The following is a 23317-nucleotide window of genomic DNA, read 5'->3' as shown; positions in this document are numbered from 1 at the left end:
TCACACCGTCAGGCGTTCATTCCGTCGAAGGCTGCAACACCACCATCGTCCACTCCGCGCAGTGCACGGTGCCGCACTATCAAGCGGCGCAGGCGGCCCTGGGCTCCGGCATGGAGTGCATCGAAATGATCGGCAGCGGCCAGCAAGGCGGGCAAGGTATGGGCCGCCACCTCGGGCTGCCGGGCCACCAGGCCCAGCGCATGCTCGCGATCGAAACGCGGGCCCCAGACCAGGGACATCAACTCATCGTGGGGATCGGACATGCCCGCCAGCAACGCAGGCCCGTGCGTGCGCACACCCTGCGCCAGGCGGTGGATGGGTTCCAGCGTGGGGGACATGGTGATGCTCCCCGCCTCAACCGCGCGCCATCCAGCCCTTGCGCCGCTGCATCAGCTCACGCACCTTGTGCTGCTGCTCGGGGTTGAGGCTGTCATAAAAGTCGGCCAGCGCGTTGATCACCTCGGGACTGCTGGTTTGCACGGCGCGGGTCTTCTCGTCCAGCAAGGTCTGGGCCCGGGCCCTGTCGAATTTTTCGCCCGCCACAATGGCCTGCATCTCTGCACGCGGGTCGGCCGTCTTGCCGATCAAAGCCGTGCGCTGCGCCTCCATCTTGTCGGCCAGCACATTGAGCTTGGCCTTTTGTGCTTCGTTCAGGTCCAGCTTGCTGCTGACACGCTCGACCACCTTGCCACGCACTTCCGCCATCTTCTCGGCGCTCATGGGGCCACGGTGGTGATGGTTGCTGCTGGAGCAGGCCGTCAGACCGCCCACCGCGATAGAAGCGCCGAAGATGCCCATCAGGGTTTTCTTGATCCAGGGTTTCATGATGCAGTCCTTTCGAGGACGGTGTTGAACATGACCCTGATGGTGCCGCGTGGCACACGCTACGTCGTCTCGACGCAGTTTCGGTTTATTTCATTTTGTTTCGTATGACATATGGGGAGTTACAGGCATTTATGCCCCTCCCAGCTCAGCGGACCACGGCCGACAACACCACCAACCGGTTGGCCAGCAGCGCCGCCTCATCCTCCATTTGCGCCAAAGGCTTGGCGCCAATGCTCCAGCCACCGTACCAGATGGCAAATGCCGTCACGCCCGGAAACCACTGATCGCCGTTCGCGCCATAAGCAGCTACGGCTTCGTCGATGCGGCCATGCAGCGTCGCGCGCCCTACTTGCACCTTGCCATCAAACACCCTGGCGAGGTACTGGTGGGAGCCTTCATGCCGGATGTGCAAGGTCAGCACCATCATGGTCTCCCTCAGGGAATCATGGCCCCAGCCAGACATGGACACGGGCGCGAACCGTCGTCCGCCCCCCCTGACACCAGCGCCACGCGGGGCCGCCCTATTGAAGCGGAGCCTCAGGCGCGCGTCACCCGTACAGCCATCAATCAAAAGAAGGTTCCAGGTCACACAGTGGTCGAAGACGCGGCACCGAAGAGGGCCAGCCACCAGCACGCAGGGTGGCCCGCCCCAGTCCGGTGATGTAGAGCACCTGCGCCTTTTGCTGCGGCGCGTCCACCGGTGGCAACTGCACCTCTACCATGCCCGCAGCACGCAACACCCGTAGCTTGTCGATGTTGATGACGTCCGATTCAATGAGGGGCAACTCATCCCGCGCCAGCCCCTGCAGGTACTCCATTGGCATAGTGGCCTCCGGCTTGAACGAGCGGGCATTGTGCGGCGTGGGGTTGGCTTAATCAAGGGCCGATACACACACCTACAAATGCAGGGGTGATTGCGACAAAACGCGCCCTATTAATGAAAAAGAGCGTTCGCTGATGTGCCGTTGCGCATTTCCTGTCTGCAAAATTAAGCATATGTTGTCCGCGGCTCCCAGGGAGCGCGCATGACCGGGTGCCCTGCAAAAAAGCATAAAGTGGCCGAACGGGAAAAAGTTAGCCATAAAGTGTCCAAACGGAATCCGGTAGGCCCTCGCTGCACTACGGGGAGAGGCCCGTAACTTGAGACACAGGAGATGGCTATGACTACGCCCGCATCAGTCACGCGAGAGCAGCTCTACGAACTGGTATGGCGGGAGCCGATGCTCAAAGTCGCGCAGGGCTTTGGTGTCTCTTCGAGCTATTTGGCACGCGTCTGCACCGAACTTCGAGTGCCGCGCCCCGAAAGAGGCTATTGGGCGAAGCTGGAATTTGGCAAGAATCCGGCGCGTCCTCCACTTCCAGCGCCCCAGCTCAGCGACATCACTGAGTGGAAGCCTGGTGCAGCTATCGGAACGGCCCAACGAACCGCCGTCCAAAAACGAAAAAAGTCGGCCTTACAGACCAGCACCACGACACCGGTGGAGCGACGACACGACCTACTGGTCGGCGCACGACCACTCTTCCTCAAGACCCGTGCAACGGACAACGAACTTCTGCGCCCATATAAAAGGTGTCTTGTAGACATCGTGGTGTCCGAGAAGCATTTGGATGACGCATTGAATGCGGCGAACGCCCTATTCAATGCGCTGGAGGGCAGGAAACACCAGGTTGCTCTGGGCGCATCAAATGCACACGCCCGTCGCGCTGAAGTCGACGTGCGCGAGGTACCCATCAAAAACAGGTACTACCGGCAAGTCTGGTCTCCCGACCGCGTGACCATCGTCCGAATTGGTAGATTGGAACTCGGCCTCACTTTGTTCGAGATGACGGAAAACGTCGAAATGATGCGTGTTGGTAGCGATAAGTACGTCCCTGTCAGAGACCTAACGTCTGAGCAATTGCGCCGCTTCAAAGAGCCTCACTACTGGCGTACACACGACGACATCGCATCGGGCAGGCTTGCGCTCCAGGCTTACTCCGCAAACTGGAGGGTGCCATGGGTCCAAGTCTGGCGGGAAAGCAAGGCTGGACAGTTTGCCGCCATGATGCCCAGCATCGTCAAAGCGCTAGAAGCTGCAGTGCCGGACCTTGAGCGCAAGGGAGCTGAGGCAGAGGTGCGAGCTGCAGAGGAGGAACGCAAACGCGATGAAGAGTGGCGGCGCGCACGGGAAAAAGCAGAAAAGGCTCGCCAAGAAAAGGCTCGACAGGATTCTCGGAACGACCTGCTTTCGGCTATCGCGGCTTGGGAGCAGACCCGAAGCATCCACGCCTACTTTCAAGCCGTCGAGCAGCAGCTAGAGCAGCTGGTAACGCATGAGGCCATCGAACTCCGGGAGCGCCTGGAGTGTTGATTTCCACGCAGAAGTGACCCACTAACCCCCGGGATTTCCATCCAAACCTGACCCACGTACTAACCCTAACCTGCTGCTTTGTTGAGCAGCAGGAGACCAGGAGTGATAGACGTGGCAACACTGAGTGTCATCAGGCGCTGGGCCCTGCGAGAGCAGCTGTCCATCAGGGAGATCGCCCGCCGCACGGGCCTCTCGCGCAACACCATCCGCAAGTACCTGCGCGCCGGCGAGGCCGAGCCGCACTATGCCAAGCGGGTCAGTCCATCCAAGCTCGATCCCTTCGCCTTGAAGCTCGCCGGCTGGCTCAAGACGGAAGCGGGCCGGTCCCGCAAGCAGCGGCGCACCGTCAAGCAGATGTACGCCGATCTGCGGGGCCTGGGCTATACCGGCTCCTACAACCGCGTAGCGGCCTTTGCCCGCCTCTGGCACGAGCAGCGCCTTGTGGCCCAGCAGACCACCGGCCGCGGCACCTTCGTTCCCCTGGCCTTCGGTCCGGGTGAGGCTTTCCAGTTCGACTGGAGCGAGGACTGGGCTGTTCTCGCCGGCGTGCGCACCAAGCTGCAGGTGGCTCACTTCAAACTCAGTCACAGCCGGGCGTTCTACCTGCGTGCCTATCTTCTGCAGACGCACGAGATGCTGTTCGATGCCCACAACCATGCGTTCGTCGTGCTGGGCGGTGTGCCCCGCCGAGGCATCTACGACAACATGCGCACCGCCGTAGACCGCGTGCGCCGGGGCAAGGAGAGAGATGTCAACGCACGCTTTGCTGCCATGGTCAGTCACTTCCTGTTCGAGGCAGAGTTCTGCAACCCGGCTTCGGGCTGGGAGAAGGGCCAGGTAGAGAAGAACGTGCGCGACGCCCGCCATCGCCTGTGGCAGGTGGTGCCGCCATTCCCGAGCCTGCCCGATCTCAATGCCTGGCTTGAGGAGCGCTGCGTGGCGCTGTGGCACGAGATCGAGCACGGCAAGCTGCCGGGCACCGTCGCGGATGTCTGGGCCGAGGAGCGGGCAGCCTTGATGCCTGTGCCAAGGCTCTTCGATGGCTTTGTGGAGCACACCAAGCGCGTCTCGCCCACCTGCCTGGTCCACTTCGAGCGCAATCGCTACAGCGTGCCGGCACCGTATGCCAATCGGCCGGTGAGCCTGCGGGTCTACGCGGATCGCCTGGTGGTCGCCGCCGAAGGCCAGATCGTGTGCGAGCACCAGCGTCTGATCGAGCGTAACCACCATGGTGCGGGACAGACCGTGTACGACTGGCGCCACTACTTGGCGGTGCTGCAGCGCAAACCAGGAGCTTTGCGCAACGGCGCTCCGTTCCTAGAACTGCCAGCGGCCTTCAAGCGACTGCACGCCACCTTGCTCAAGCAACCCGGCGGCGACCGGGAGATGGTGGAGGTTCTGGCTCTGGTGCTGCACCACGATGAACAAGCTGTGCTCGCTGCAGTGGAGTTGGCACTGGAGTCAGGGGCTGCCAGCAAGACCCACATCCTGAACGTGCTCCACCGCCTGCTGGACGGTAAGCCCGCCCCAGCACCGGTCACCTCGCCCCAGGCCCTCAAGCTGTCTGTGGAACCCCAGGCCAACGTGCTGCGCTATGACCAATTGAGGGAGGTGCGCTATGCGTCATGACCCTGCCATCGCTTCCATCGTGATCATGCTGCGCGAGCTCAAGATGCACGGCATGGCCCAGGCGGTTGCGGAACTGGCTGAGCAAGGTGCGCCGGCCTTCGAGGCAGCACAGCCCATCCTGTCCCAACTGCTCAAGGCTGAGACCGCCGAGCGGGAGGTGCGCTCGGTTGCTTACCAATTGAAGGTGGCCAGGTTCCCCGCGTACCGGGACCTGGCAGGCTTCGACTTCGGCCACAGTGAGGTGAACGAGGCACTGGTGCACCAGTTGCACCGGTGTGAGTTCCTGGAGGATGCCAACAACGTGGTGCTGGTGGGCGGGCCGGGCACAGGCAAGACCCACATTGCCACAGCCCTCGGAGTGCAAGCCATTGAACACCATCACCGAAGGGTGCGGTTCTTCTCCACGGTAGAGTTGGTCAATGCGCTGGAAGAAGAGAAGGCCCAAGGCAAGACAGGGCAGATGGCCCACCGGCTTGCATATGTGGATCTGGTGATTCTGGACGAGTTGGGCTACCTGCCGTTCAGTGCATCAGGAGGCGCCTTGCTGTTCCACCTGCTGTCCAAACTCTACGAGCGCACCAGCGTCGTGATCACCACCAACCTGAGCTTCAGCGAATGGGCCAGTGTGTTCGGGGATGCCAAGATGACCACGGCATTGCTGGACCGGCTCACGCATCACTGCCATATTCTTGAGACCGGCAATGACAGCTACCGGTTCAAGAATAGCTCCGCACAGCAACCACCACAGACCACCAAGAAGGAGAAGGCGACCAAGAACTTATCCACAACGTGAGCGCAAAGCTCACGAACCAGGGTGGGTCAAGATTCGATGGAAATGGTGGGTCAGCTTTGCGTGGAAATCAACAGACAAGAGCTGATGCCATACGCAGACGTCCTTCACGAAAACACCCTCGGTTGCATTGGGACGCTTAGCGCCGTGCTCACGCGGGCCGCAAAACTGGCCGAAAACAAAGGCAGCTGGTCAACAGAACACCTGCGCACAGCGCTTCTTTCAGAACTGCAACGTCAGCAAATTTTGGAAGAAATCTTGGAGGGAGAGGCCGCCATCAACCCGGGGTTGACTCGCGTCATGCCCAAGCTGCCCAAAACTCATGGCTCACAACGGAAGGTTGCTTGATGGCCTTGGCAAAAAATCCGCGCTCTGTGCTGCATGCACTGGAACCGATAGGTCTCGGCACTGGAGAAGTCGAAAGCCTACTGAGCTACCTATGTCGTCTGGCAGTTTCTCACAGCACATCGACACTCAGCCTTTCGCGCGCTGTAGCACAGCGTTTCGAACATGAGGTTGAAGAGCAGTTCGATTGGTATCACAGAAGTCTGTCAGGCATTGGCGAATCGGCACTGACATGGTCAAGCGCGCTCTCGGCTATGACTAGCGTTCCTCGATTGGACAGGCTCACATTTCTGCCGTGGAAGGAAGTGATTGCCCAGAATGGCCTGCCCATCATCAGCAAAGGGCAGTTTTGCCCACAGTGCTTTGCTGACGACCACAACAGTGGCCGAACACCTTATTTCCGTCTTGCATGGGAGTCGAAGTCTGTCAGCGTCTGCCATGTCCATCGCAGCAGATTGACGCAGCATTGCCCGTGCTGCGGCAAAGACAATGTGCGCCATGCCGCATCTCTGGTCGTACCCGGCTGGTGCACAAAATGTGGTTCGTTCCTCGGCTGTGAGGCACATGGTCACGACACTCAGCTCTCTATCAAGCCTGTCGAGCTATGGCGAGCACGGCAAATCAGAGAACTTCTGCAAGCGCAAGACCAGCTAGACGTACTGCCACAGCGGCAGGCGCTCGTAGATTCAATCAGTCACATCATCGGCGAGATGGATGGAGGGAAAAGTGCTCATTTCGCCAAGCGTTTGGGCATCTCTAAAAGCACCATCCACTACTGGCTACAGACTGACAACACTCCCACGCTAGAGGCTAGCCTCAGAGTTGCTTCGCAGTCCGGCATCAGTCTGTTAAAGCTGCTGAGCGGTGACCTCTTCGGATGGAATGCGCCGTCAGAAGGACAGCAACTTGCGTTAGCGCTGCTCAAGCCGGTGACCCAACAAAGGGCACAACGTCGAGAAATCGACTGGCGTGAAGTTGAAATACAACTGCAAAGATGTCTGTTGGAGCCCGCCCCAATATCTGTGCGGGAAGTCTCCCGGCGGCTTGGCATAGAGCCAAGGCAGCTTTACCTGAACTTCAATCAGATGACCCGCCAGATTGCCGAACGCTGGAAGGCTTACCGAAAAAGAGTCCGAGATGAACGAGTGGAAGCAGCTATGCCCCACATAGAGTCGGCTGCAAGGTCGGTTCTTTCCACAGGAAAATCTCTGAACCTGAGGGAGGTGACCTCCCACGTACAACCAGACGTGCTGTCTGGTGTACACGGACTGTTTAGAGTACTTCGTGAGGTTCGAGAGCGTGGAAGATGAGCCCCGGTGGGTATTCAACCCCCGCCTCCTGTATCTTTCTTAGACCAGTCGCCACCACAAGAATGCAGTGGTCCATAGCAACCTATGAGAAATCATCGATTTCGGTTGTTGAAAGAAGGGCACTGGGGTGAGGATGAGCCTAGCCATCCTGCGATGGCAAATCGCAAGAAGCCTTCCGTCCCATCCCCGCAAAACTGGCACCGCGGAGCCGGCATCACCCGCCAGCCGTTCGTTTCAAGGCGCTGGCTTCGCCACCTTGCCTGGTTCTCAAGACTTTCCCACAGTCCAGGCCATCCCTCAACCGCTGTCGTTATCGTCCGACCAGCTGAGCGGCAACAAGCAGTCCGCTGATTGCCATACGTATAGCAACGTTTCGGAAACTACGCTGCGATGCGCTCGCAGGGGGAGCGGAGAGTGGTTTGGCAACCTAACTTCGCTGGAACGCGACAAAATCGTCCGTAACTTAGCTGCTGCGCGACAAAGAGACCCCTAACTTAGCTGCTACGCGACGGCGACGGACCTCGGCTGGGGATGCCGATGGCCCGCAACGACATGAGACGCAAACACCGCAACGTGCTGCCTCATAAGAAAAAAAGCCCACGAGCTATCAACTCGCGGGCTTTCTTGCTAGCACAAGAACGCAATAAGGCAAAAAGTGGCCAAACGGGAAGTAAGGCATAACTTGGCCGAGTGGCCAAGTTATGCTTAACGCCACAGCTGAAGGCAGCGAACGCTCTTGGATATGGTGGTGGAGCTGGCGGGAATTGAACCCGCGTCCGTAAGCCTTCACCGGGCAGATCTACATGTTTAGCGGTCTGTTTTGAATCTCGCCACCCGTGTCGCGCAGTCGCACGCTACACAAGCCGCCAGCACCCTATTTTCTCGCCCCAACCCAAGGTACCCGGATCGAAGCCAGCCCATGTAATTATCCTTGCAGCCGGGAGGCCCTGATTGCTCAGAACCCCCTTGCCCAGCCCATCGGCCAACTGTTGCAAGGCTCACTGGCAATTAAGCAGCGAGTGCGAAACGTTCGTCGTTTGCAGTTAGTTTTTTAAATCGAGATTTACGAGCGTGACTCAAGCTCGACATGCACCACACCGATTCCGAACCCACGTCGAAACCAGGACAGCCCCAGACCCTCTATTTTAGGTGCGCGCAAGCAATTGCAAGAGCTCGGAAGGAGATTTAATTGCAGCATGGGCGCCCCACTCTCCGGGATCGGTCTTTGCGCCGAGGTAACCGTAGGTCGCGGCAACCGTGCCCATGCCGGCGGCAAGGCCCGCAATGATGTCGCGCTCGTCATCGCCCACGTAGATGCACTGCGCTGGGGAGAGCTTTAAACGGGACGCAGCTTCCAGCAAGGGGGCTGGATGCGGCTTTGCATGGGGAGTGGTATCGCCACTGATCACCGCCCCGGCCGTTTCAAAAAGCGGAATCGCCCGGGTCAGCGGTTCTGTAAAACGTGCCGCCTTGTTCGTCACCACCCCCCACAGCAGGTTGCGCTGCAAAAGCTGGTGAACCAGTTCGGGCACACCTTCAAAAATCGTGGTGCGCTCGGTCATGCGCGACTCGTAGTTCACAAAGAACTCTTCGCGCCACACGGGAAAATCAGGGTGGTCCGGGGTCATGCCGAAAGCCTCCCCCAGCATGCCGCGAGCGCCCGCACCCGCCATCGGCCGGTAACGATCAAGGGGCAAGGAGGGCAAACCGCGATCAGTACGCATCTTGTCGGCGGCCGCCCCCAGATCTGGCGCGCTGTCGATCAGCGTTCCATCCAGGTCAAACAAAACTGCACGGATGTCGTGGAACATGTTCACCACCTCAGCCAGGACGCCGGGTGGCGAACAAGTAATTCACGCTGGTGTCTTCACTCAGCCAATAACGCTTTGTCAAAGGGTTGTATTCCAGCCCCCTTGTGTGCAACACATCGAGCTGGGCATTGCGACAGCTGGCAGCCAATTCGCTGGGACGAATCATCTTGGCATATTCATGCGTCCCACGGGGCAGCATGTTCAGCACATACTCCGCGCCCACAATGGCCAACATAAAAGCCTTGGCATTGCGGTTGATCGTAGAGAAAAACACCCACCCCCCAGGTTTGACAAGTTGGGAACACGCGCGAACCACGGATGCCGGGTCTGGAACATGTTCCAGCATCTCCATGCAGGTCACCACATCGAAACTTGCTGGCTGCTCCTGGGCCAACGCTTCCACACTGATTTCCTGATAGCGGATGTTCGGAGTACCCGCTTCCAACGCGTGCAGTTGCGCCACGCGCAATGCCCTCGAGGCCAAATCAATGCCCAGCACCTCCGCGCCTTTGCGCGCCATGGAGTCGGCCAGAATGCCACCTCCGCAACCCACATCTAGCACCCGCTTGCCATTCAATGGGCTGAAGCCATTGATCCAGTCAAGCCGCAGCGGATTGATCTGGTGCAACGGGCGGAATTCGCTGTCCGGATCCCACCAACGGTGGGCCAATTCTGAAAACTTGGCCAGTTCGGCCGGATCTGCATTGACGGTGTCACTCATGCTCGCAATTGTCCCTGAACCTGGTGCATTAAAGACTCCAGACGCAAAAAAGCCCCGTTGCCGGGGCTTTTTTGTGAAGCAATCCGAAGATTACTTGGAAGCGCGAGTACCGACGACTTCGATTTCCACGCGGCGGTTCTTGGCGCGGCCTTCGGCGGTCTTGTTGTCAGCCACAGGCTGCTTTTCGCCCTTGCCTTCGGTGTAAACGCGGTTCTTTTCGATGCCCTTGGACACCAAGTAAGCCTTCACGGCTTCGGAACGACGCACCGAAAGCTTCTGGTTGTAAGCATCAGAGCCCACGGAGTCGGTGTGACCCACGGCGATGATGACTTCCAGGTTGATGCCCTTGACCTTGGAGACCAGGTCGTCCAGCTTGGCTTTGCCTTCTGGCTTCAGCACCGACTTGTCGAAGTCGAAGAATGCGTCAGCAGCGTAGGTCACCTTGGTGGCCACGGCAGGAGCGGGGGCGGCTGCTGGTGCAGGAGCGGCGGCAGGTGCGGGTGCAGCGGCTGGAGCAGGAGCGGCGGCAGGTGCGGGTGCAGCGATAGCACCGTCGCAACCAGCGGCAGCCGTAGCAGGCGTCCAGTTGGCATCGCGCCAGCAGTATTCGTTCGTACCGTTCTTCCAGACCAGATCACCGCTGGCATTGCGCCAGTTGTCAACGGTTTGTGCGCCAGCGGCGGTTGCGAGCGCTGCAGAGGCAAACAACATCGCCACTTTGTTCAGTTTCTTCATGGTTCTCCTCTTGGGGAAAAAGCCGCAGCCGCGCTGCGAATCAGGACGCTAGGGATGACCACCACCCAAAGCGTTCAAACGATTGTGCCATACGTAACAGGGCAAAAGCGGTGGTGACGCGCCGAGGTCCGTAGGACAAAACCGGAATTGCTTCGATATGTTGCGCGGTCGCTACACGGTCTTAGCCCTAAAATGACCCTCCTTTGCCGCCACCGCAGCCCCCAATGACCCAGTTTGCCAAAGAAACCCTGCCGATCAGCCTCGAAGAGGAAATGCGGCGCAGTTATCTCGATTACGCGATGAGCGTGATCGTCGGCCGGGCACTGCCCGACGCGCGCGATGGCTTGAAGCCTGTGCACCGGCGCGTGTTGTTTGCCATGCACGAACTCAACAACGACTGGAACCGGCCGTATAAAAAGTCGGCCCGTATCGTGGGTGACGTGATTGGTAAATACCACCCGCACGGCGATTCAGCGGTGTACGACACCATTGTGCGGATGGCGCAGGATTTCTCGCTGCGCCATATGCTGGTGGACGGCCAGGGCAATTTCGGCTCGGTGGACGGCGACAACGCCGCCGCCATGCGATACACCGAAATCCGCCTGGCCAAAATCGCGCACGAAATGCTGGGCGATATCGACAAGGAAACCGTAGATTTCGGCCCCAACTACGATGGCAGTGAAAAAGAGCCGCTGGTATTGCCCAGCAAGCTGCCCAATCTGCTGGTCAACGGCTCGGCAGGTATTGCGGTGGGCATGGCCACCAATATCCCACCGCACAACCTCAACGAGGTGGTGGACGCCTGCCTGCACATGCTGCGCAACCCCGACACCTCCATCGACGAGCTGATGGAGATCATCCCGGCGCCTGATTTCCCCACCGCCGGCATCATCTACGGCATCAATGGCGTGAAGGACGGCTACCGCACGGGCCGTGGCCGCGTGATCATGCGCGCGCGCTGCCACTTCGAGGACATCGACCGTGGCCAGCGCCAGGCGATCATCGTGGACGAGCTGCCTTACCAGGTCAACAAGAAGACGCTGCAGGAGCGCATGGCCGAGCTGGTGCATGAGAAGAAGATCGAAGGCATCAGCCATATCCAGGACGAGTCGGACAAATCCGGCATGCGCCTGGTGATCGAGCTCAAGCGCGGCGAAGTGCCCGAAGTGGTGCTCAACAACCTGTACAAGCAGACTCAGTTGCAGGACACCTTCGGCATGAACATGGTGGCGCTGGTCGATGGCCAGCCGCGCCTGTGCAACCTGAAGGACCTGATCGTCGTCTTCCTGCAGCACCGCCGCGAAGTGGTGACGCGCCGCACGGTGTTCGAGCTGCGCAAGGCGCGCGACCGGGGCCATGTGCTGGAAGGCCTGGCAGTGGCCCTGGCCAACATCGACGACTTCATCGCGATCATCCGCAACGCACCCACGCCGCCTGTGGCCAAGTCCGAGCTGATGGCCCGCTCGTGGGACAGCAAGCTGGTGCGTGAGATGCTGACCCGCACGCGCGCCGATGGTGGCGTGATCAACGCTGACGACTACCGCCCCGAAGGCCTCGAAGTCGAGTTCGGCATGGGCCAGGATGGCCTGTACCGCCTGTCGGAAACGCAGGCTCAGGAAATCCTGCAGATGCGCTTGCAGCGCCTCACGGGCCTGGAGCAGGACAAGATCGTGGCCGAGTACAAGGAAGTCATGGCGGTCATCGAAGACCTGCTGGACATCCTGGCCAAGCCCGAGCGCGTCTCCACCATCATTGGCGAAGAACTCACCTCCATCAAGGCCGAGTTCGGCCAGCACAAGCTGGGCGCACGCCGCAGCGTGGTGGAATACAGCGTACAGGACCTCTCCACCGAAGACCTGATCACCCCCACCGACATGGTGGTGACGTTGTCCCACACTGGCTACATCAAGAGCCAGCCCCTGTCCGAATACCGCGCCCAGAAGCGCGGCGGACGTGGCAAGCAGGCCACGGCGACCAAGGAAGACGACTGGATCGACCAGCTCTTCATCGCCAATACGCACGACTACATCCTGTGTTTCTCCAACCGGGGCCGCCTGTACTGGCTCAAGGTCTGGGAAGTGCCCGCTGGCTCGCGTGGCTCGCGCGGCCGCCCCATCGTCAACATGTTCCCGCTGCAAGAGGGCGAAAAGATCAACGTGGTGCTTCCGCTCACGGGCGACATGCGCACGTTCCCGGCCGACCGCTTCGTGTTCATGGCGACCAGCATGGGCACCGTGAAGAAGACCGCACTCGATGAGTTCAGCAACCCCCGCAAGGGCGGCATCATCGCCGTCAACCTCGACGACGGCGATTACCTGATTGGCGCCGCGCTGACCGATGGCAAACACGATGTGATGCTGTTCAGCGACGGCGGCAAGGCCGTGCGTTTTGATGAAAACGACGTGCGCCCCCTGGGCCGCCAGGCGCGTGGTGTGCGCGGCATGATGCTCGAAGACGGCCAGAGCGTGATCGCCATGCTGGTGGCCGAAGACGAAACGCAGAGCGTGCTCACCGCCACCGAAAACGGCTATGGCAAGCGCACCAGCATCGTCGAGTACACCCGCCACGGCCGGGGCACCAAGGGCATGATCGCCATCCAGCAGAGCGAGCGCAACGGCAAGGTCGTCGCCGCCACGCTGGTGCATGCGGACGACGAGATCATGCTGATCACCGACAAGGGCGTGCTGGTGCGCACCCGCGTGTCCGAAATCCGCGAGCTGGGCCGTGCCACGCAGGGCGTAACCCTGATCGCACTAGACGAAGGCTCCAAGCTCAGCGGCCTGCAGCGCATCGTGGAAAACGATGCCAACGTGGCCGATGCCGACAGCGATGCTGATGGCAATGCAGACAGTGGCGGATCCGCAGATTCCGGCGCAGCCCCTGCATCCGACGCCTGAGCCGCCCCTTGCCCTCGCCGGGTGCCGCGCCAGACGCGGCCCCGACTGCTATTAAAAATGTAGCTGCAAGCGCTTATACAACAGGCGCAAGCAGCATTTTTGACTTTGAAACCATGACCCGCCCCCATAACTTCTCGGCCGGCCCGGCCGCCATCCCCGCCGAAGTGCTGAAGCAAGCCGCTGCCGAAATGCTGGACTGGCATGGCAGTGGCATGGGCGTGATGGAGATGAGCCACCGGGGCAAGGAGTTTCTGTCCATCTACGAGCAGGCCGAAGCCGATCTGCGGGCGCTGCTGGCTGTGCCCGCCAACTTCAAGATCCTGTTCATGCAGGGCGGTGGCCTGGCAGAAAACGCCATCGTGCCGCTGAACCTCTCGCGCGCCGGTGCCGTGGATTTTGTGGTCACCGGCAGCTGGAGCCAGAAGTCGCAGAAGGAAGCGCGCAAGTACGCCTCCGAGGTGAACATCGTGGCCTCTGCCGAAGACACCGGCTTCACCACCCTGCCCGACCCGGCATCCTGGACGCTCAGCCGGGGTGCGAGCTACCTGCACATCTGCAGCAACGAAACCATCAACGGCATCGAGTTCCACCAGTTGCCCGACCTGAAGGCCCTGGGCAGCGATGCCCCCCTGGTCATCGACTTTTCGTCGCATGTGGCGTCGCGACTCGTGGACTGGAGCCGCGTGGGCCTGGCCTTTGGCGGCGCGCAGAAGAACCTGGGGCCTGCAGGCCTCACGCTGGTGATCGTGCGCGAAGACCTGCTGGGCCATGCCCTGCCCGCCTGCCCCAGCGCCTTTGACTACAAAACCGTGGCCGACAACCAGTCGATGTACAACACGCCCCCCACCTGGGGCATCTATATCGCGGGCCTCACCTTCCAGTGGCTCAAGCGCCAGACCGAAGGCAGCCTGACTGGCGTGGCCGCAATGGAGCAGCGCAACATCGCCAAGGCCGCCCTGCTCTACAACGCCATCGACAGCTCGCAGCTGTATGTGAACAAGGTGGCGGCCAACTGCCGTTCGCGCATGAACATTCCGTTCTTCTTGCGCGACGAAAGCCGCAATGACGCGTTCCTGGCAGGAGCCAAGGAACGTGGCCTGCTTCAACTCAAGGGCCACAAGTCCGTGGGGGGTATGCGCGCCAGCGTCTACAACGCCATGCCGATCGAGGGCGTACAGGCGCTGGTGGACTACATGCGAGAATTTGAGCAAAAGCACGCCTGAACGAACACCTGCCGTCCCGTTCACGCGCCCGCGCACACAGACCCCATCCATGAATACTCCGCAAGCCTCACCCGATCTCGCCAGTCTGCGCGTGCAGATCGACTCCATCGACCAGCAACTGCTCACGCTGCTGAACCAGCGCGCGCTGGTGGCCGAGCAGGTGGGCGAAGTCAAGAAACGTGAAGGCACGCCTTTCTTCCGCCCCGACCGTGTGGCGCAAGTCATCGACAAGATCACCCACGCCAACCCCGGCCCGCTCAAGGGCCCACATGTGGCGGCCATCTGGCGCGAGATCATGTCCGCCTGCCTGGCCCTCGAATCGCCCCAACGCGTGGCCGTGCTCGGCCCAGAGGGCACGTTCTGCGAGCAGGCTGCCGTCGAGTTCTTTGGTGGCGCGGCCGACCTGATGTACTGCGCCAACTTCGACGAGGTGTTCCACGCCACAGCCGCGGGCAGCGCGCAGTACGGCGTGGTGGGGGTGGAAAACTCCACCGAAGGCGTGGTCACCCGCTCGCTTGACCTGTTCCTGCACACCCCTACGCATGTGGTCGGCGAAGTGAGCCTGCTGGTGCGCCACAACCTGCTGCGCACCACCAACTCGCTCGACGGCATCGAGGCCGTGCTGGCCCACCCGCAGGCGCTGGCCCAATGCCAGGCCTGGCTGTCCAAGCACCTGCCGCATGCCGAGCGCCGCCCCGTGTCGAGCAACGCCGAGGGCGCGCGCCTGGCCACCACCAACCCCGCCTGGGCAGCGCTGTCCAGCGAACGCGCAGCCACCCAGTTCGGGCTGCACATCGTCTCGCACGCCATCCAGGACGACGCGTACAACCGCACTCGTTTTGCCATCATTTGCCTGCCGCACACGCTGCAGACGCCGCCGCCCTCGGGCAAGGACTGCACGAGCCTCGTGGTGTCGGTGCCCAACCAGCCAGGCGCAGTGCACGACCTGCTGGTGCCGCTGAAAACCCACGGCGTGTCCATGACACGCTTCGAGTCCCGCCCCGCACGCACGGGCCAGTGGGAGTACTACTTCTACATCGACCTCGACGGCCACCCCGCCCAGCCCCATGTGGCGCGGGCCCTGGAAGAACTGCGCAGCCTGTGCGCGTTCTACAAGGTCCTGGGCACCTACCCCGTGTCGTCCTGAGGAGCCACCCCTATGTTTGAACAATTGGGACTGATCGGCTGCGGGCTCATGGGCGGCTCGTTTGCCCTGGCGATGAAGAAGGCAGGTCTGGTCAAGCGCGTGGTGGGCTACAGCAAGTCCCCCTCCACCACCGACCGCGCGCGCCAGCTGGGCGTGATCGACGTCGAAGCGCCCTCGGCCCTGCTCGCTGTGGCCGGTGCCGACATCGTGCTGGTGGCCGTGCCCGTGGCCGCCACCGAAGCCACGCTGAAAGCCATCAAGCACCTGGTCACGCCCCAGATGCTCATCATGGACGTGGGCTCGACCAAGGCCGACGTAGTGCACGCTGCGCAGCGCTCCCTGCGCGACCAGGTGGGCTCGTTTGTGCCCGCCCACCCCATCACGGGGCGCGAGGTGTCGGGCGTGGAACACGCCGAGGCCGACCTCTACAGCGGGCGCCAGGTCATCCTGACGCCCACCGAGCGCACGCTCACGGTCCATCTGCAGAACGCAGAGAAGATCTGGAACGCCCTGGGCTGCCGCGTAACCAGCATGTCGCCCGAGTCGCACGACGCAGCCTTTGCCGCCGTCAGCCACCTGCCCCATGTGCTGGCCTTTGCGATGATGAACAGCATCACCGGGCAATCACACGGCGACGATTTCCTGTCCCTCGCAGGCCCCGGGTTCCGCGACTTCACCCGCATCGCGGCCAGCGACCCCAAGGTGTGGCGCGACATCCTGCTGTCCAACCGCGAAGAACTCCTGGCCCAGTCCAAGCTGTTCCAACAGGCCCTGCGCAACATCGAGCAGGCCATGGAAAAAGGCAATGCCCAGGCCCTGGAAGACATGCTGACCCTGGCCAGCGAAACCCGTGCCCACTGGCGCATGGGTGCGAAGAGAAAATAACCCCCTGAGTCGCCTGCGGCGCCTTCCCCCAAGGGGGACGCACCCGGTGGCCTGGCAAAGCCAGTTCCACAGGTGCACTGGGATGGGCCTGCGCCAGTAATGACGGGCGCTTGCACCAATGGACGAAAGACACTGATGTACAGCACCGCATTCCTCGATCTCCCCCCTTTGCAAGCCGCTGCGGGTGAAGTCCACCTGCCGGGCTCCAAGAGCATCTCCAACCGGGTGCTGCTGCTGGCCGCGCTGAGCAACGGCACCACCACCGTGCACGACCTGCTGGCGTCCGACGACACGCGCGTGATGCTGGACGCGCTGCGCCAGATCGGGTGCACGGTGGACGAAGCGGGCAGTACGGTGTGCATCACCGGCCTGGGTGGCCGCCTGCCCCAATCCCCCGCCAAGCTGTTCTTGGGCAATGCCGGCACGGCCATGCGCCCGCTCACGGCCGCGCTGGCCCTGCTAGGCGGCGAGTTCGAGCTGTCCGGCGTGCCGCGCATGCACGAGCGTCCCATTGGCGACCTGATTGATGCGCTGCGCCAGCTGGGCTGCCATATCGACTACCTGGGCAACGACGGCTACCCGCCGCTCAGGATCGCCCACGGCCAGGGTGTGCCTGCGCTGGCGCTGGCGGAGCCCATCCGCGTGCGCGGCGATGTATCCAGCCAGTTCCTCACCGCCCTGCTCATGGCGCTGCCGCTGGCGGCGGGCGCGCAGGCCATCGTGATCGAGGTGGTGGGCGAGCTGATCTCCAAGCCCTACATCGCCATCACGCTCCAGCTGCTGGCGCGGTTTGGCATCGTGGTCGAGCACCAGAACTGGCAGCGTTTCACCATCCCGGCAGGCAGCCGCTACCAGTCGCCCGGCAGCATCCATGTGGAGGCCGACGCCTCATCCGCTAGCTATTTCATAGCACTTGGGGCAATAGCAACGGGCGGAGAAGGCCCAAAAAGCATCAAGATTCAGGGTGTGGGGCTGGATTCGATCCAGGGCGACATCCGTTTTGTCGAGGCCGCGCGCGCCATGGGTGCCGTGGTCACCGGCGGGCCCAACTGGCTCCAGATCGAACGTGGCGCCTGGCCCCTGAAGGCCATTGATCTGGACTGCAATCACATCCCCGACGCGGCCATGACACTGGCCGTGATGGCACTGTACGCCCAGGGCACGACCACACTGACCAACATCGCAAGCTGGCGCGTGAAGGAAACCGACCGCATCGCCGCCATGGCCACCGAGCTGCGCAAGCTCGGCGCCACGGTAGAGGAAGGCGCGGACTACATCCGCGTGACGCCCCCTGCCCAGCCCGCTGACTGGAAGGCCGCCAGCATCCACACCTACGACGACCACCGCGTGGCCATGTGCTTCTCGCTGGCCGCCTTCAACCCGGCCGCCCTGCCGGTGCGCATCGAAGACCCCAAGTGCGTGGCCAAGACCTTCCCGGACTATTTCGAGGCCCTGTTCTCGGTTGCTCAGGTCGAAACCGCCCACATCCCGGTGATCTGCATCGACGGCCCCACGGCCTCGGGCAAGGGCACGGTGGCTGCGGCGGTGGCGCAACGGCTGGGCTACCGTTTTTTGGACTCCGGCGCGATGTACCGCATCACCGCCCTGGCCGCGCTGCGGGCAGGTTTCGCCATCGATGCGGACCATGAAGCCCCTATCGCCACCCTCGCCCAGACGCTGCCGGTGCGGTTTGAAGGTGGCAAGGTGTGGCTGGGCAACGACGACGTGACCGAAGCCATTCGCACCGAAGAAGCCGGCATGAACGCCTCGCGCGTGTCCGCCCTGCCCGCCGTGCGCACGGCGCTGGTCGATCTGCAACACAGCTTCCAGCGCCTGCCAGGGCTGGTGGCCGATGGCCGCGACATGGGCACCGTGATCTTCCCCGAGGCCCCCTTGAAGGTGTATCTCACGGCCAGCGCCGCCTGCCGCGCTGAGCGCCGTTATAAGCAGTTGATTTCTAAGGGTTTTTCGGCTAGTATCGAAGACCTTCGCGCGGATCTGGAAGCGCGCGACGCCCGGGACAGCTCCCGCAGCGTTGCACCTCTCAAGCCCGCGCAGGACGCTCTGGTCCTGGACAACTCCGATTTGACGATTGAACAAGCCGTCGAACAGGTATTGGCCTGGTGGCAAGAGCGCCAGCGCTTCGCAGCCTCTGCGCAGCACTGACCCCGTGGAGCCCTCGGGCTCCAGGCAAGGCCGAAAGGCCGCGCCACAGGCCCATGCCGCCCCTCTCGCGCGCCAGCGCACAGGTGGTGTGGATCGTTAACCTAACCCGCGGCTCTGCCGCAAAAAACCACCGCAAACAGCTATAAAAACAGTAGCAATGGTGCTACTGGAATCCTGTTTGTGGCAAGGAAACACATGTCCGAATCTTTTGCCGCCCTTTTTGAAGAATCCCTGCAGCGTACGGAAATGCGCCCAGGCGAAGTCATCACCGCTGAAGTCGTGCGCGTTGAGCACAACTTCGTGGTCGTGAACGCTGGCCTCAAGTCCGAAGCCTACGTGCCGCTGGAAGAGTTCAAGAACGACAAGGGCGAAGTCGAAGTCCAAGTGGGTGACTTCGTGTCGGTGGCCATTGGCTCCATCGAAAACGGCTACGGCGACACCATCCTGTCGCGCGACACCGCCAAGCGTCTGGCTTCCTGGATGAGCCTGGAAAAGGCCCTGGAATCCGGCGAATTCGTCACCGGCACCACGTCCGGCAAGGTCAAGGGCGGCCTGACTGTCCTGGTCAACGGCATCCGCGCATTCCTGCCCGGTTCGCTGATCGATACGCGCCCGATCAAGGATCTGACGCCGTACGAAAACAAGACCATGGAATTCAAGGTCATCAAGCTGGACCGCAAGCGTAACAACGTGGTGCTGAGCCGCCGCGCTGTGGTGGAAGCCTCCATGGGCGAAGAGCGCGCCAAGCTGATGGAAACCCTGAAGGAAGGCTCCATCGTTCAAGGCGTGGTCAAGAACATCACCGAATACGGTGCGTTCGTGGACCTGGGCGGCATCGACGGTCTGCTGCACATCACCGACATGGCATGGCGCCGCGTGCGTCACCCTTCCGAAGTGGTGACGGCTGGCCAGGAAATCACGGCCAAGATCCTGAAGTTCGACACCGAGAAGAACCGTGTCTCGCTGGGTCTGAAGCAAATGGGCGACGACCCATGGATGGGCGTGAACCGCCGCTACCCACAATCGACCCGCCTGTTCGGCAAGATCACGAACATTGCCGACTACGGCGCGTTCGTCGAACTCGAACCCGGCATCGAAGGCCTGGTGCACGTGTCTGAAATGGACTGGACCAACAAGAACATCGCTCCCGCCAAGCTGGTTTCGCTGGGCGACGAAGTCGAAGTCATGGTTCTGGAAATCGACGAAGACAAGCGCCGCATCAGCCTGGGCATGAAGCAGTGCAAGGCCAACCCATGGCAAGAATTCGCACAGGACACGAAGCGCGGCGACCGCGTCAAGGGTCCTATCAAGTCGATCACCGACTTCGGCGTGTTCGTGGGCCTGGCTGCCGGCATCGACGGCCTGGTGCACCTGTCTGACCTGTCGTGGAACGAACCCGGCGAAGCCGCTGTTCGCAACTACAAGAAGGGCCAGGAAGTGGAAGCCATCGTGCTGGCCGTGGACGTGGACCGCGAACGCATCTCGCTGGGCATCAAGCAGCTCGACGGCGACCCATTCACGACCTTCGTGACCGTGAACGACAAGGGCCAGACGGTGACCGGCAAGGTCAAGACCGTGGACGCCCGTGGCGCTGAAATCGACCTCGGCGAAGACATCGTGGGCTACCTGCGCGCTTCGGAAATCTCCCGCGACCGCGTGGAAGATGCCCGCAACGTGCTGAAGGAAGGCGACGAAGTCACGGCCGTGGTGGTGAACGTGGATCGCAAGACCCGCAACATCCAGCTGTCGATCAAGCAAAAGGACATGGCCGACGAGCAAGGCGCCATGGCCAGCCTGAGCCAGCAATCGAGCCGCGAAAGCGCCGGCACGACCAGCCTGGGCGCCCTGCTGCGCGCCAAGCTGGACAACTCGGAAAAGTAAAGCGCTGACCCGTTAAACGGTCAGACAGCGGGCGCCTCGGCGCCCGCTCTTTTTTCAGCCAAGACTGCCTATGTCCCAAGATTCCATGACCCGCTCAGACCTCGTCGAAGAACTGGCCGCCCGTTTTGGCCAGCTCACCCACCGCGATGCCGAATACGCCGTCAAGACCATTCTGGACGCCGTGGGCGATGCCCTGGTGCGTGGGCACCGCATCGAGATCCGGGGTTTTGGCAGTTTCTCGGTCAACCACCGTCCGCCCCGCATGGGCCGCAACCCGCGCAGCGGCGAGGCCGTGGCCATTCCTGAAAAGCGTGTACCGCACTTCAAACCCGGCAAGGCCCTGCGCGAAGCCGTGGACAAGCGCACTGCCGAGATGGAAGAAAAGACCCAGGCCACGCCGGGCTTGCCAGATCAAAATTGATAGCTAAAAACGCTTAATGGTCGCGCCGAAGCGGCCATTTTTATTGATACTGATGCTCTCCAGACTTGCGGAGAACTCTGCACGCAAGCTCTTAGAATCGCCCCACCACTGGGGAGACCGATGAAATACCTCCTGTGGCTGCTCAAGGCAGCCATTTTTTTTACGCTCTTCGCCTTCGCGCTGAACAACCAGCAGGACGCGACCGTGCACTTCTTCTTTGGCACCCAGTGGCGCGCGCCGCTGGTGCTGGTGGTGCTGACAGCCTTCTCGGCCGGGCTCGCCGTGGGCGTGCTGGGCATGGTGCCCCGCTGGTGGCGCCACCGCACAGCCGCCCGCCGCGCCCAGGCCGCCGCGGCGGTTGCAGTGCCAGCCCAGGCACCCGCAGCGGCCGCCCCCAGCAACGGCACACCTGCCGCGCCCCCACCACCTCCCGACCTGCCCTCGATCCATGGAATTTGACCTGAGCTGGATTCTGCTGGGCCTGCCCGTGGCCTTTGTGCTGGGCTGGCTGGCATCGCGTTTTGACCTGCGCCAGCTGCGCGCCGAAAACCGCCGCGCGCCCAAGGCTTACTTCAAAGGCCTGAACTTCCTGCTCAATGAGCAGCAGGACCAGGCCATCGACGCGTTCATCGAGGCCGTGCAGAACGACCCCGACACTTCGGAGCTGCACTTTGCCCTGGGCAACCTGTTTCGCCGCCGGGGCGAATACGACCGCGCAGTGCGTGTGCATGAGCACCTGCTCTCGCGCGGCGACCTCTCCCGCACCGACCGCGAGCGTGCCCAGCACGCGCTGGCGCTCGACTTCCTCAAGGCGGGCCTGCTCGACCGCGCCGAAGATGCCCTGCACCGCCTGGAAGGCACGCCCTTCGAAGCCCAGGCCCGCCTGGCCCTGCTGGCCATCTACGAACGCTCGCGCGACTGGCCCCATGCCGCCAGCATCGCCCGCAAGATGCACGACGCCGACCAGGGCGACTTCAGCACCCGGCAAGCGCATTACCTGTGCGAACAGGCATTGGCACTGAGCGCACAAGGCGACCTGCCCGGTGCCCAGGCGCTGCTGGAGCAGGCGGTCGCCGCCGCCCCCGAGGCAGCACGCGCCCACATCGAGCTGGCACGGCTGCAGCGCCTCATGGGCCAGCCTGCGGCCGTGCTGGCCACCCTCAAAACGCTGGGCGAGCGCAATCCCGCCGCCCTGCCACTGGCTGCCCAGTTGATGGTCGAAGCCGCCACGGCCAGCGGGCGCACCGCCGAAGTCCACGGACTGTTGCAGGCCCATTACGAACAGGCGCCCTCGCTCGACGTGCTGGAGAGCATCGTGGCCATGGAGGCTGCCGACGCCACCACCAGCGGCACAGCCCGGCAGCGTTATGTGGAGCACCTCGACAAGGAACGCTCGCTGGTGGCCGCTGCCAAATGGCTGGCCACCGAAAAGCTGGAGCATGAGGAGTTCCACCCCCAGATCCAGCGCGCGCTGGAGCATGCCGTGAAACCGCTCACGCGCTACCGCTGCGCAGCCTGCGGCTTTGAAGCCCGCCAGCATTTCTGGCAATGCCCCGGCTGCCAGACCTGGGACAGCTACCCCGCACGCCGCGTTGAAGAACTCTGACCCGCTCCTTCCAGCTCCCTCCACGCCAAGGACACGCTCCATGCTCAAGACACTGCTGACCCTGATCGCCACCCTGCTGCTGGCCACCACCACAGCCTTCGCCGCCGTGGATGTGAACACCGCCACCGAGGCCGAACTTGACGGCATCAAGGGCATCGGCCCCGGCCTGTCGGGCCGTATTCTGGAAGAGCGCAAGAGCGCGCCTTTCAAGGACTGGGCAGACTTCATTGGCCGCGTGGGCGGCGTAGGCAACAAAAGCGCCGTGAACTTCTCCAAGGAAGGCCTGACAGTCAACGGCAAGAAATACAGCGCTGCAGCCGCCGCCAAGGCAGAAGCCAAGAGCAAGCAGAAAGAGAAAGACAAAACTGCAAGCCACCAGGGCAGCGACCGCAAGGCCCGCAGCAGCGCAGACAAGAACGCCGCCGCACCGGCCACCACACCCACAGCGGCCCCGGCTGCAGCACCAGCAGCCCCATCCCCAGCAGCCAGCGCTAGCAAAAACTAAGCAGACTTCATAAGCAGCAAGCCCGCTCCAGCGGGCTTGTTTTTTTGCGATAGGGCATGCGCAACGGTA

At 62.1% G+C, this 23317-nt stretch carries 22 protein-coding genes and 1 other RNA gene; 15 read left to right on the top strand and 8 right to left on the bottom strand.

What is annotated here, in order from left to right; translation table 11 throughout:
• Positions 1 to 8: 8 nt before the first annotated feature.
• The 4 genes from ACSQ3O_RS10585 to ACSQ3O_RS10570 form a co-directional block, all read right to left on the bottom strand.
• On the bottom strand, positions 9 to 338 hold the full coding sequence (locus tag ACSQ3O_RS10585; RefSeq protein ID WP_436138815.1) for a hypothetical protein: 330 nt from the start codon (positions 336 to 338) through the stop codon (positions 9 to 11).
• Between the two features lie 16 nt (positions 339 to 354).
• Positions 355 to 825, bottom strand: coding sequence for a Spy/CpxP family protein refolding chaperone (locus tag ACSQ3O_RS10580; RefSeq protein WP_436138814.1), 471 nt, complete (start codon positions 823 to 825; stop codon positions 355 to 357).
• Between the two features lie 145 nt (positions 826 to 970).
• Complete coding sequence (locus ACSQ3O_RS10575) at positions 971 to 1249, bottom strand: hypothetical protein (RefSeq protein WP_436138813.1); 279 nt, start codon at positions 1247 to 1249, stop codon at positions 971 to 973.
• 139 nt (positions 1250 to 1388) lie between these two features.
• Entirely contained in the window at positions 1389 to 1649 is a 261-nt protein-coding gene (locus tag ACSQ3O_RS10570; protein WP_212742262.1) for a hypothetical protein, read from the bottom strand.
• A gap of 336 nt (positions 1650 to 1985) precedes the next feature.
• On the opposite strand from ACSQ3O_RS10570, the gene ACSQ3O_RS10565 reads away from it, so the two are divergent.
• From ACSQ3O_RS10565 to ACSQ3O_RS10545, 5 genes are all read left to right on the top strand, one after another.
• A complete protein-coding gene (locus ACSQ3O_RS10565; RefSeq protein ID WP_436138812.1) occupies positions 1986 to 3176 on the top strand; it encodes a hypothetical protein in 1191 nt (396 codons plus the stop codon).
• Positions 3177 to 3278: 102 nt separating this feature from the next.
• Positions 3279 to 4805: an IS21 family transposase gene (istA, locus tag ACSQ3O_RS10560; protein WP_436138811.1), complete on the top strand. Its 1527-nt coding sequence runs from the start codon at positions 3279 to 3281 to the stop codon at positions 4803 to 4805.
• Entirely contained in the window at positions 4795 to 5598 is an 804-nt protein-coding gene (gene istB, locus ACSQ3O_RS10555) for an IS21-like element ISThsp10 family helper ATPase IstB (protein WP_436138810.1), read from the top strand. Before istA ends, istB begins: the two co-directional genes overlap by 11 nt.
• Positions 5599 to 5619: 21 nt before the next feature.
• Entirely contained in the window at positions 5620 to 5943 is a 324-nt protein-coding gene (locus tag ACSQ3O_RS10550; RefSeq protein WP_436138809.1) for a hypothetical protein, read from the top strand.
• Positions 5943 to 7250, top strand: coding sequence for a TniQ family protein (locus tag ACSQ3O_RS10545; protein WP_436138808.1), 1308 nt, complete (start codon positions 5943 to 5945; stop codon positions 7248 to 7250). Before ACSQ3O_RS10550 ends, ACSQ3O_RS10545 begins: the two co-directional genes overlap by 1 nt.
• A 746-nt stretch (positions 7251 to 7996) precedes the next feature.
• Here the strand turns inward: ACSQ3O_RS10545 and ssrA are convergent.
• From ssrA to ompA, 4 genes are all read right to left on the bottom strand, one after another.
• Positions 7997 to 8383: a transfer-messenger RNA gene (gene ssrA / locus ACSQ3O_RS10540) on the bottom strand.
• 12 nt (positions 8384 to 8395) lie between these two features.
• Entirely contained in the window at positions 8396 to 9061 is a 666-nt protein-coding gene (locus ACSQ3O_RS10535; protein ID WP_137746501.1) for an HAD family hydrolase, read from the bottom strand.
• Positions 9062 to 9071: 10 nt separating this feature from the next.
• Positions 9072 to 9782, bottom strand: coding sequence for a bifunctional 2-polyprenyl-6-hydroxyphenol methylase/3-demethylubiquinol 3-O-methyltransferase UbiG (gene ubiG / locus ACSQ3O_RS10530; RefSeq protein WP_436138807.1), 711 nt, complete (start codon positions 9780 to 9782; stop codon positions 9072 to 9074).
• A 90-nt stretch (positions 9783 to 9872) separates the two neighbouring features.
• On the bottom strand, positions 9873 to 10517 hold the full coding sequence (gene ompA / locus ACSQ3O_RS10525) for an outer membrane protein OmpA (protein WP_094290942.1): 645 nt from the start codon (positions 10515 to 10517) through the stop codon (positions 9873 to 9875).
• A gap of 224 nt (positions 10518 to 10741) precedes the next feature.
• On the opposite strand from ompA, the gene gyrA reads away from it, so the two are divergent.
• From gyrA to ACSQ3O_RS10475, 10 genes are all read left to right on the top strand, one after another.
• Positions 10742 to 13414, top strand: coding sequence for a DNA gyrase subunit A (gene gyrA, locus ACSQ3O_RS10520; protein ID WP_436138806.1), 2673 nt, complete (start codon positions 10742 to 10744; stop codon positions 13412 to 13414).
• Positions 13415 to 13527: 113 nt separating this feature from the next.
• Complete coding sequence (gene serC / locus ACSQ3O_RS10515) at positions 13528 to 14637, top strand: 3-phosphoserine/phosphohydroxythreonine transaminase (protein ID WP_436138805.1); 1110 nt, start codon at positions 13528 to 13530, stop codon at positions 14635 to 14637.
• Between the two features lie 49 nt (positions 14638 to 14686).
• A complete protein-coding gene (gene pheA / locus ACSQ3O_RS10510; RefSeq protein ID WP_436138804.1) occupies positions 14687 to 15784 on the top strand; it encodes a prephenate dehydratase in 1098 nt (365 codons plus the stop codon).
• A gap of 12 nt (positions 15785 to 15796) precedes the next feature.
• Positions 15797 to 16669, top strand: coding sequence for a prephenate dehydrogenase (locus ACSQ3O_RS10505; protein WP_137746496.1), 873 nt, complete (start codon positions 15797 to 15799; stop codon positions 16667 to 16669).
• A 135-nt stretch (positions 16670 to 16804) separates the two neighbouring features.
• Entirely contained in the window at positions 16805 to 18835 is a 2031-nt protein-coding gene (locus ACSQ3O_RS10500) for a bifunctional 3-phosphoshikimate 1-carboxyvinyltransferase/cytidylate kinase (RefSeq protein ID WP_436138803.1), read from the top strand.
• Between the two features lie 180 nt (positions 18836 to 19015).
• The gene (rpsA, locus tag ACSQ3O_RS10495) at positions 19016 to 20716 is read left to right on the top strand and encodes a 30S ribosomal protein S1 (protein ID WP_274110633.1); all 1701 of its coding nucleotides are present in this window, start codon (positions 19016 to 19018) and stop codon (positions 20714 to 20716) included.
• 85 nt (positions 20717 to 20801) lie between these two features.
• On the top strand, positions 20802 to 21137 hold the full coding sequence (locus tag ACSQ3O_RS10490; protein WP_063460558.1) for an integration host factor subunit beta: 336 nt from the start codon (positions 20802 to 20804) through the stop codon (positions 21135 to 21137).
• A gap of 120 nt (positions 21138 to 21257) precedes the next feature.
• Positions 21258 to 21596, top strand: coding sequence for a LapA family protein (locus tag ACSQ3O_RS10485; RefSeq protein WP_298452293.1), 339 nt, complete (start codon positions 21258 to 21260; stop codon positions 21594 to 21596).
• The gene (lapB, locus tag ACSQ3O_RS10480; RefSeq protein ID WP_436138802.1) at positions 21586 to 22743 is read left to right on the top strand and encodes a lipopolysaccharide assembly protein LapB; all 1158 of its coding nucleotides are present in this window, start codon (positions 21586 to 21588) and stop codon (positions 22741 to 22743) included. The genes ACSQ3O_RS10485 and lapB overlap by 11 nt, the downstream gene beginning before the upstream one ends.
• Positions 22744 to 22783: 40 nt before the next feature.
• Positions 22784 to 23248, top strand: a complete 465-nt coding sequence (locus ACSQ3O_RS10475) for a ComEA family DNA-binding protein (protein ID WP_436138801.1) — start codon at positions 22784 to 22786, stop codon at positions 23246 to 23248.
• Positions 23249 to 23317: the final 69 nt, after the last annotated feature.

Origin of the sequence: Acidovorax sp. LjRoot74 (assembly GCF_964254355.1) — a bacterium.
GTDB lineage: Bacteria > Pseudomonadota > Gammaproteobacteria > Burkholderiales > Burkholderiaceae_C > Acidovorax.
This window is presented reverse-complemented; position numbering and strand designations above follow the sequence as displayed.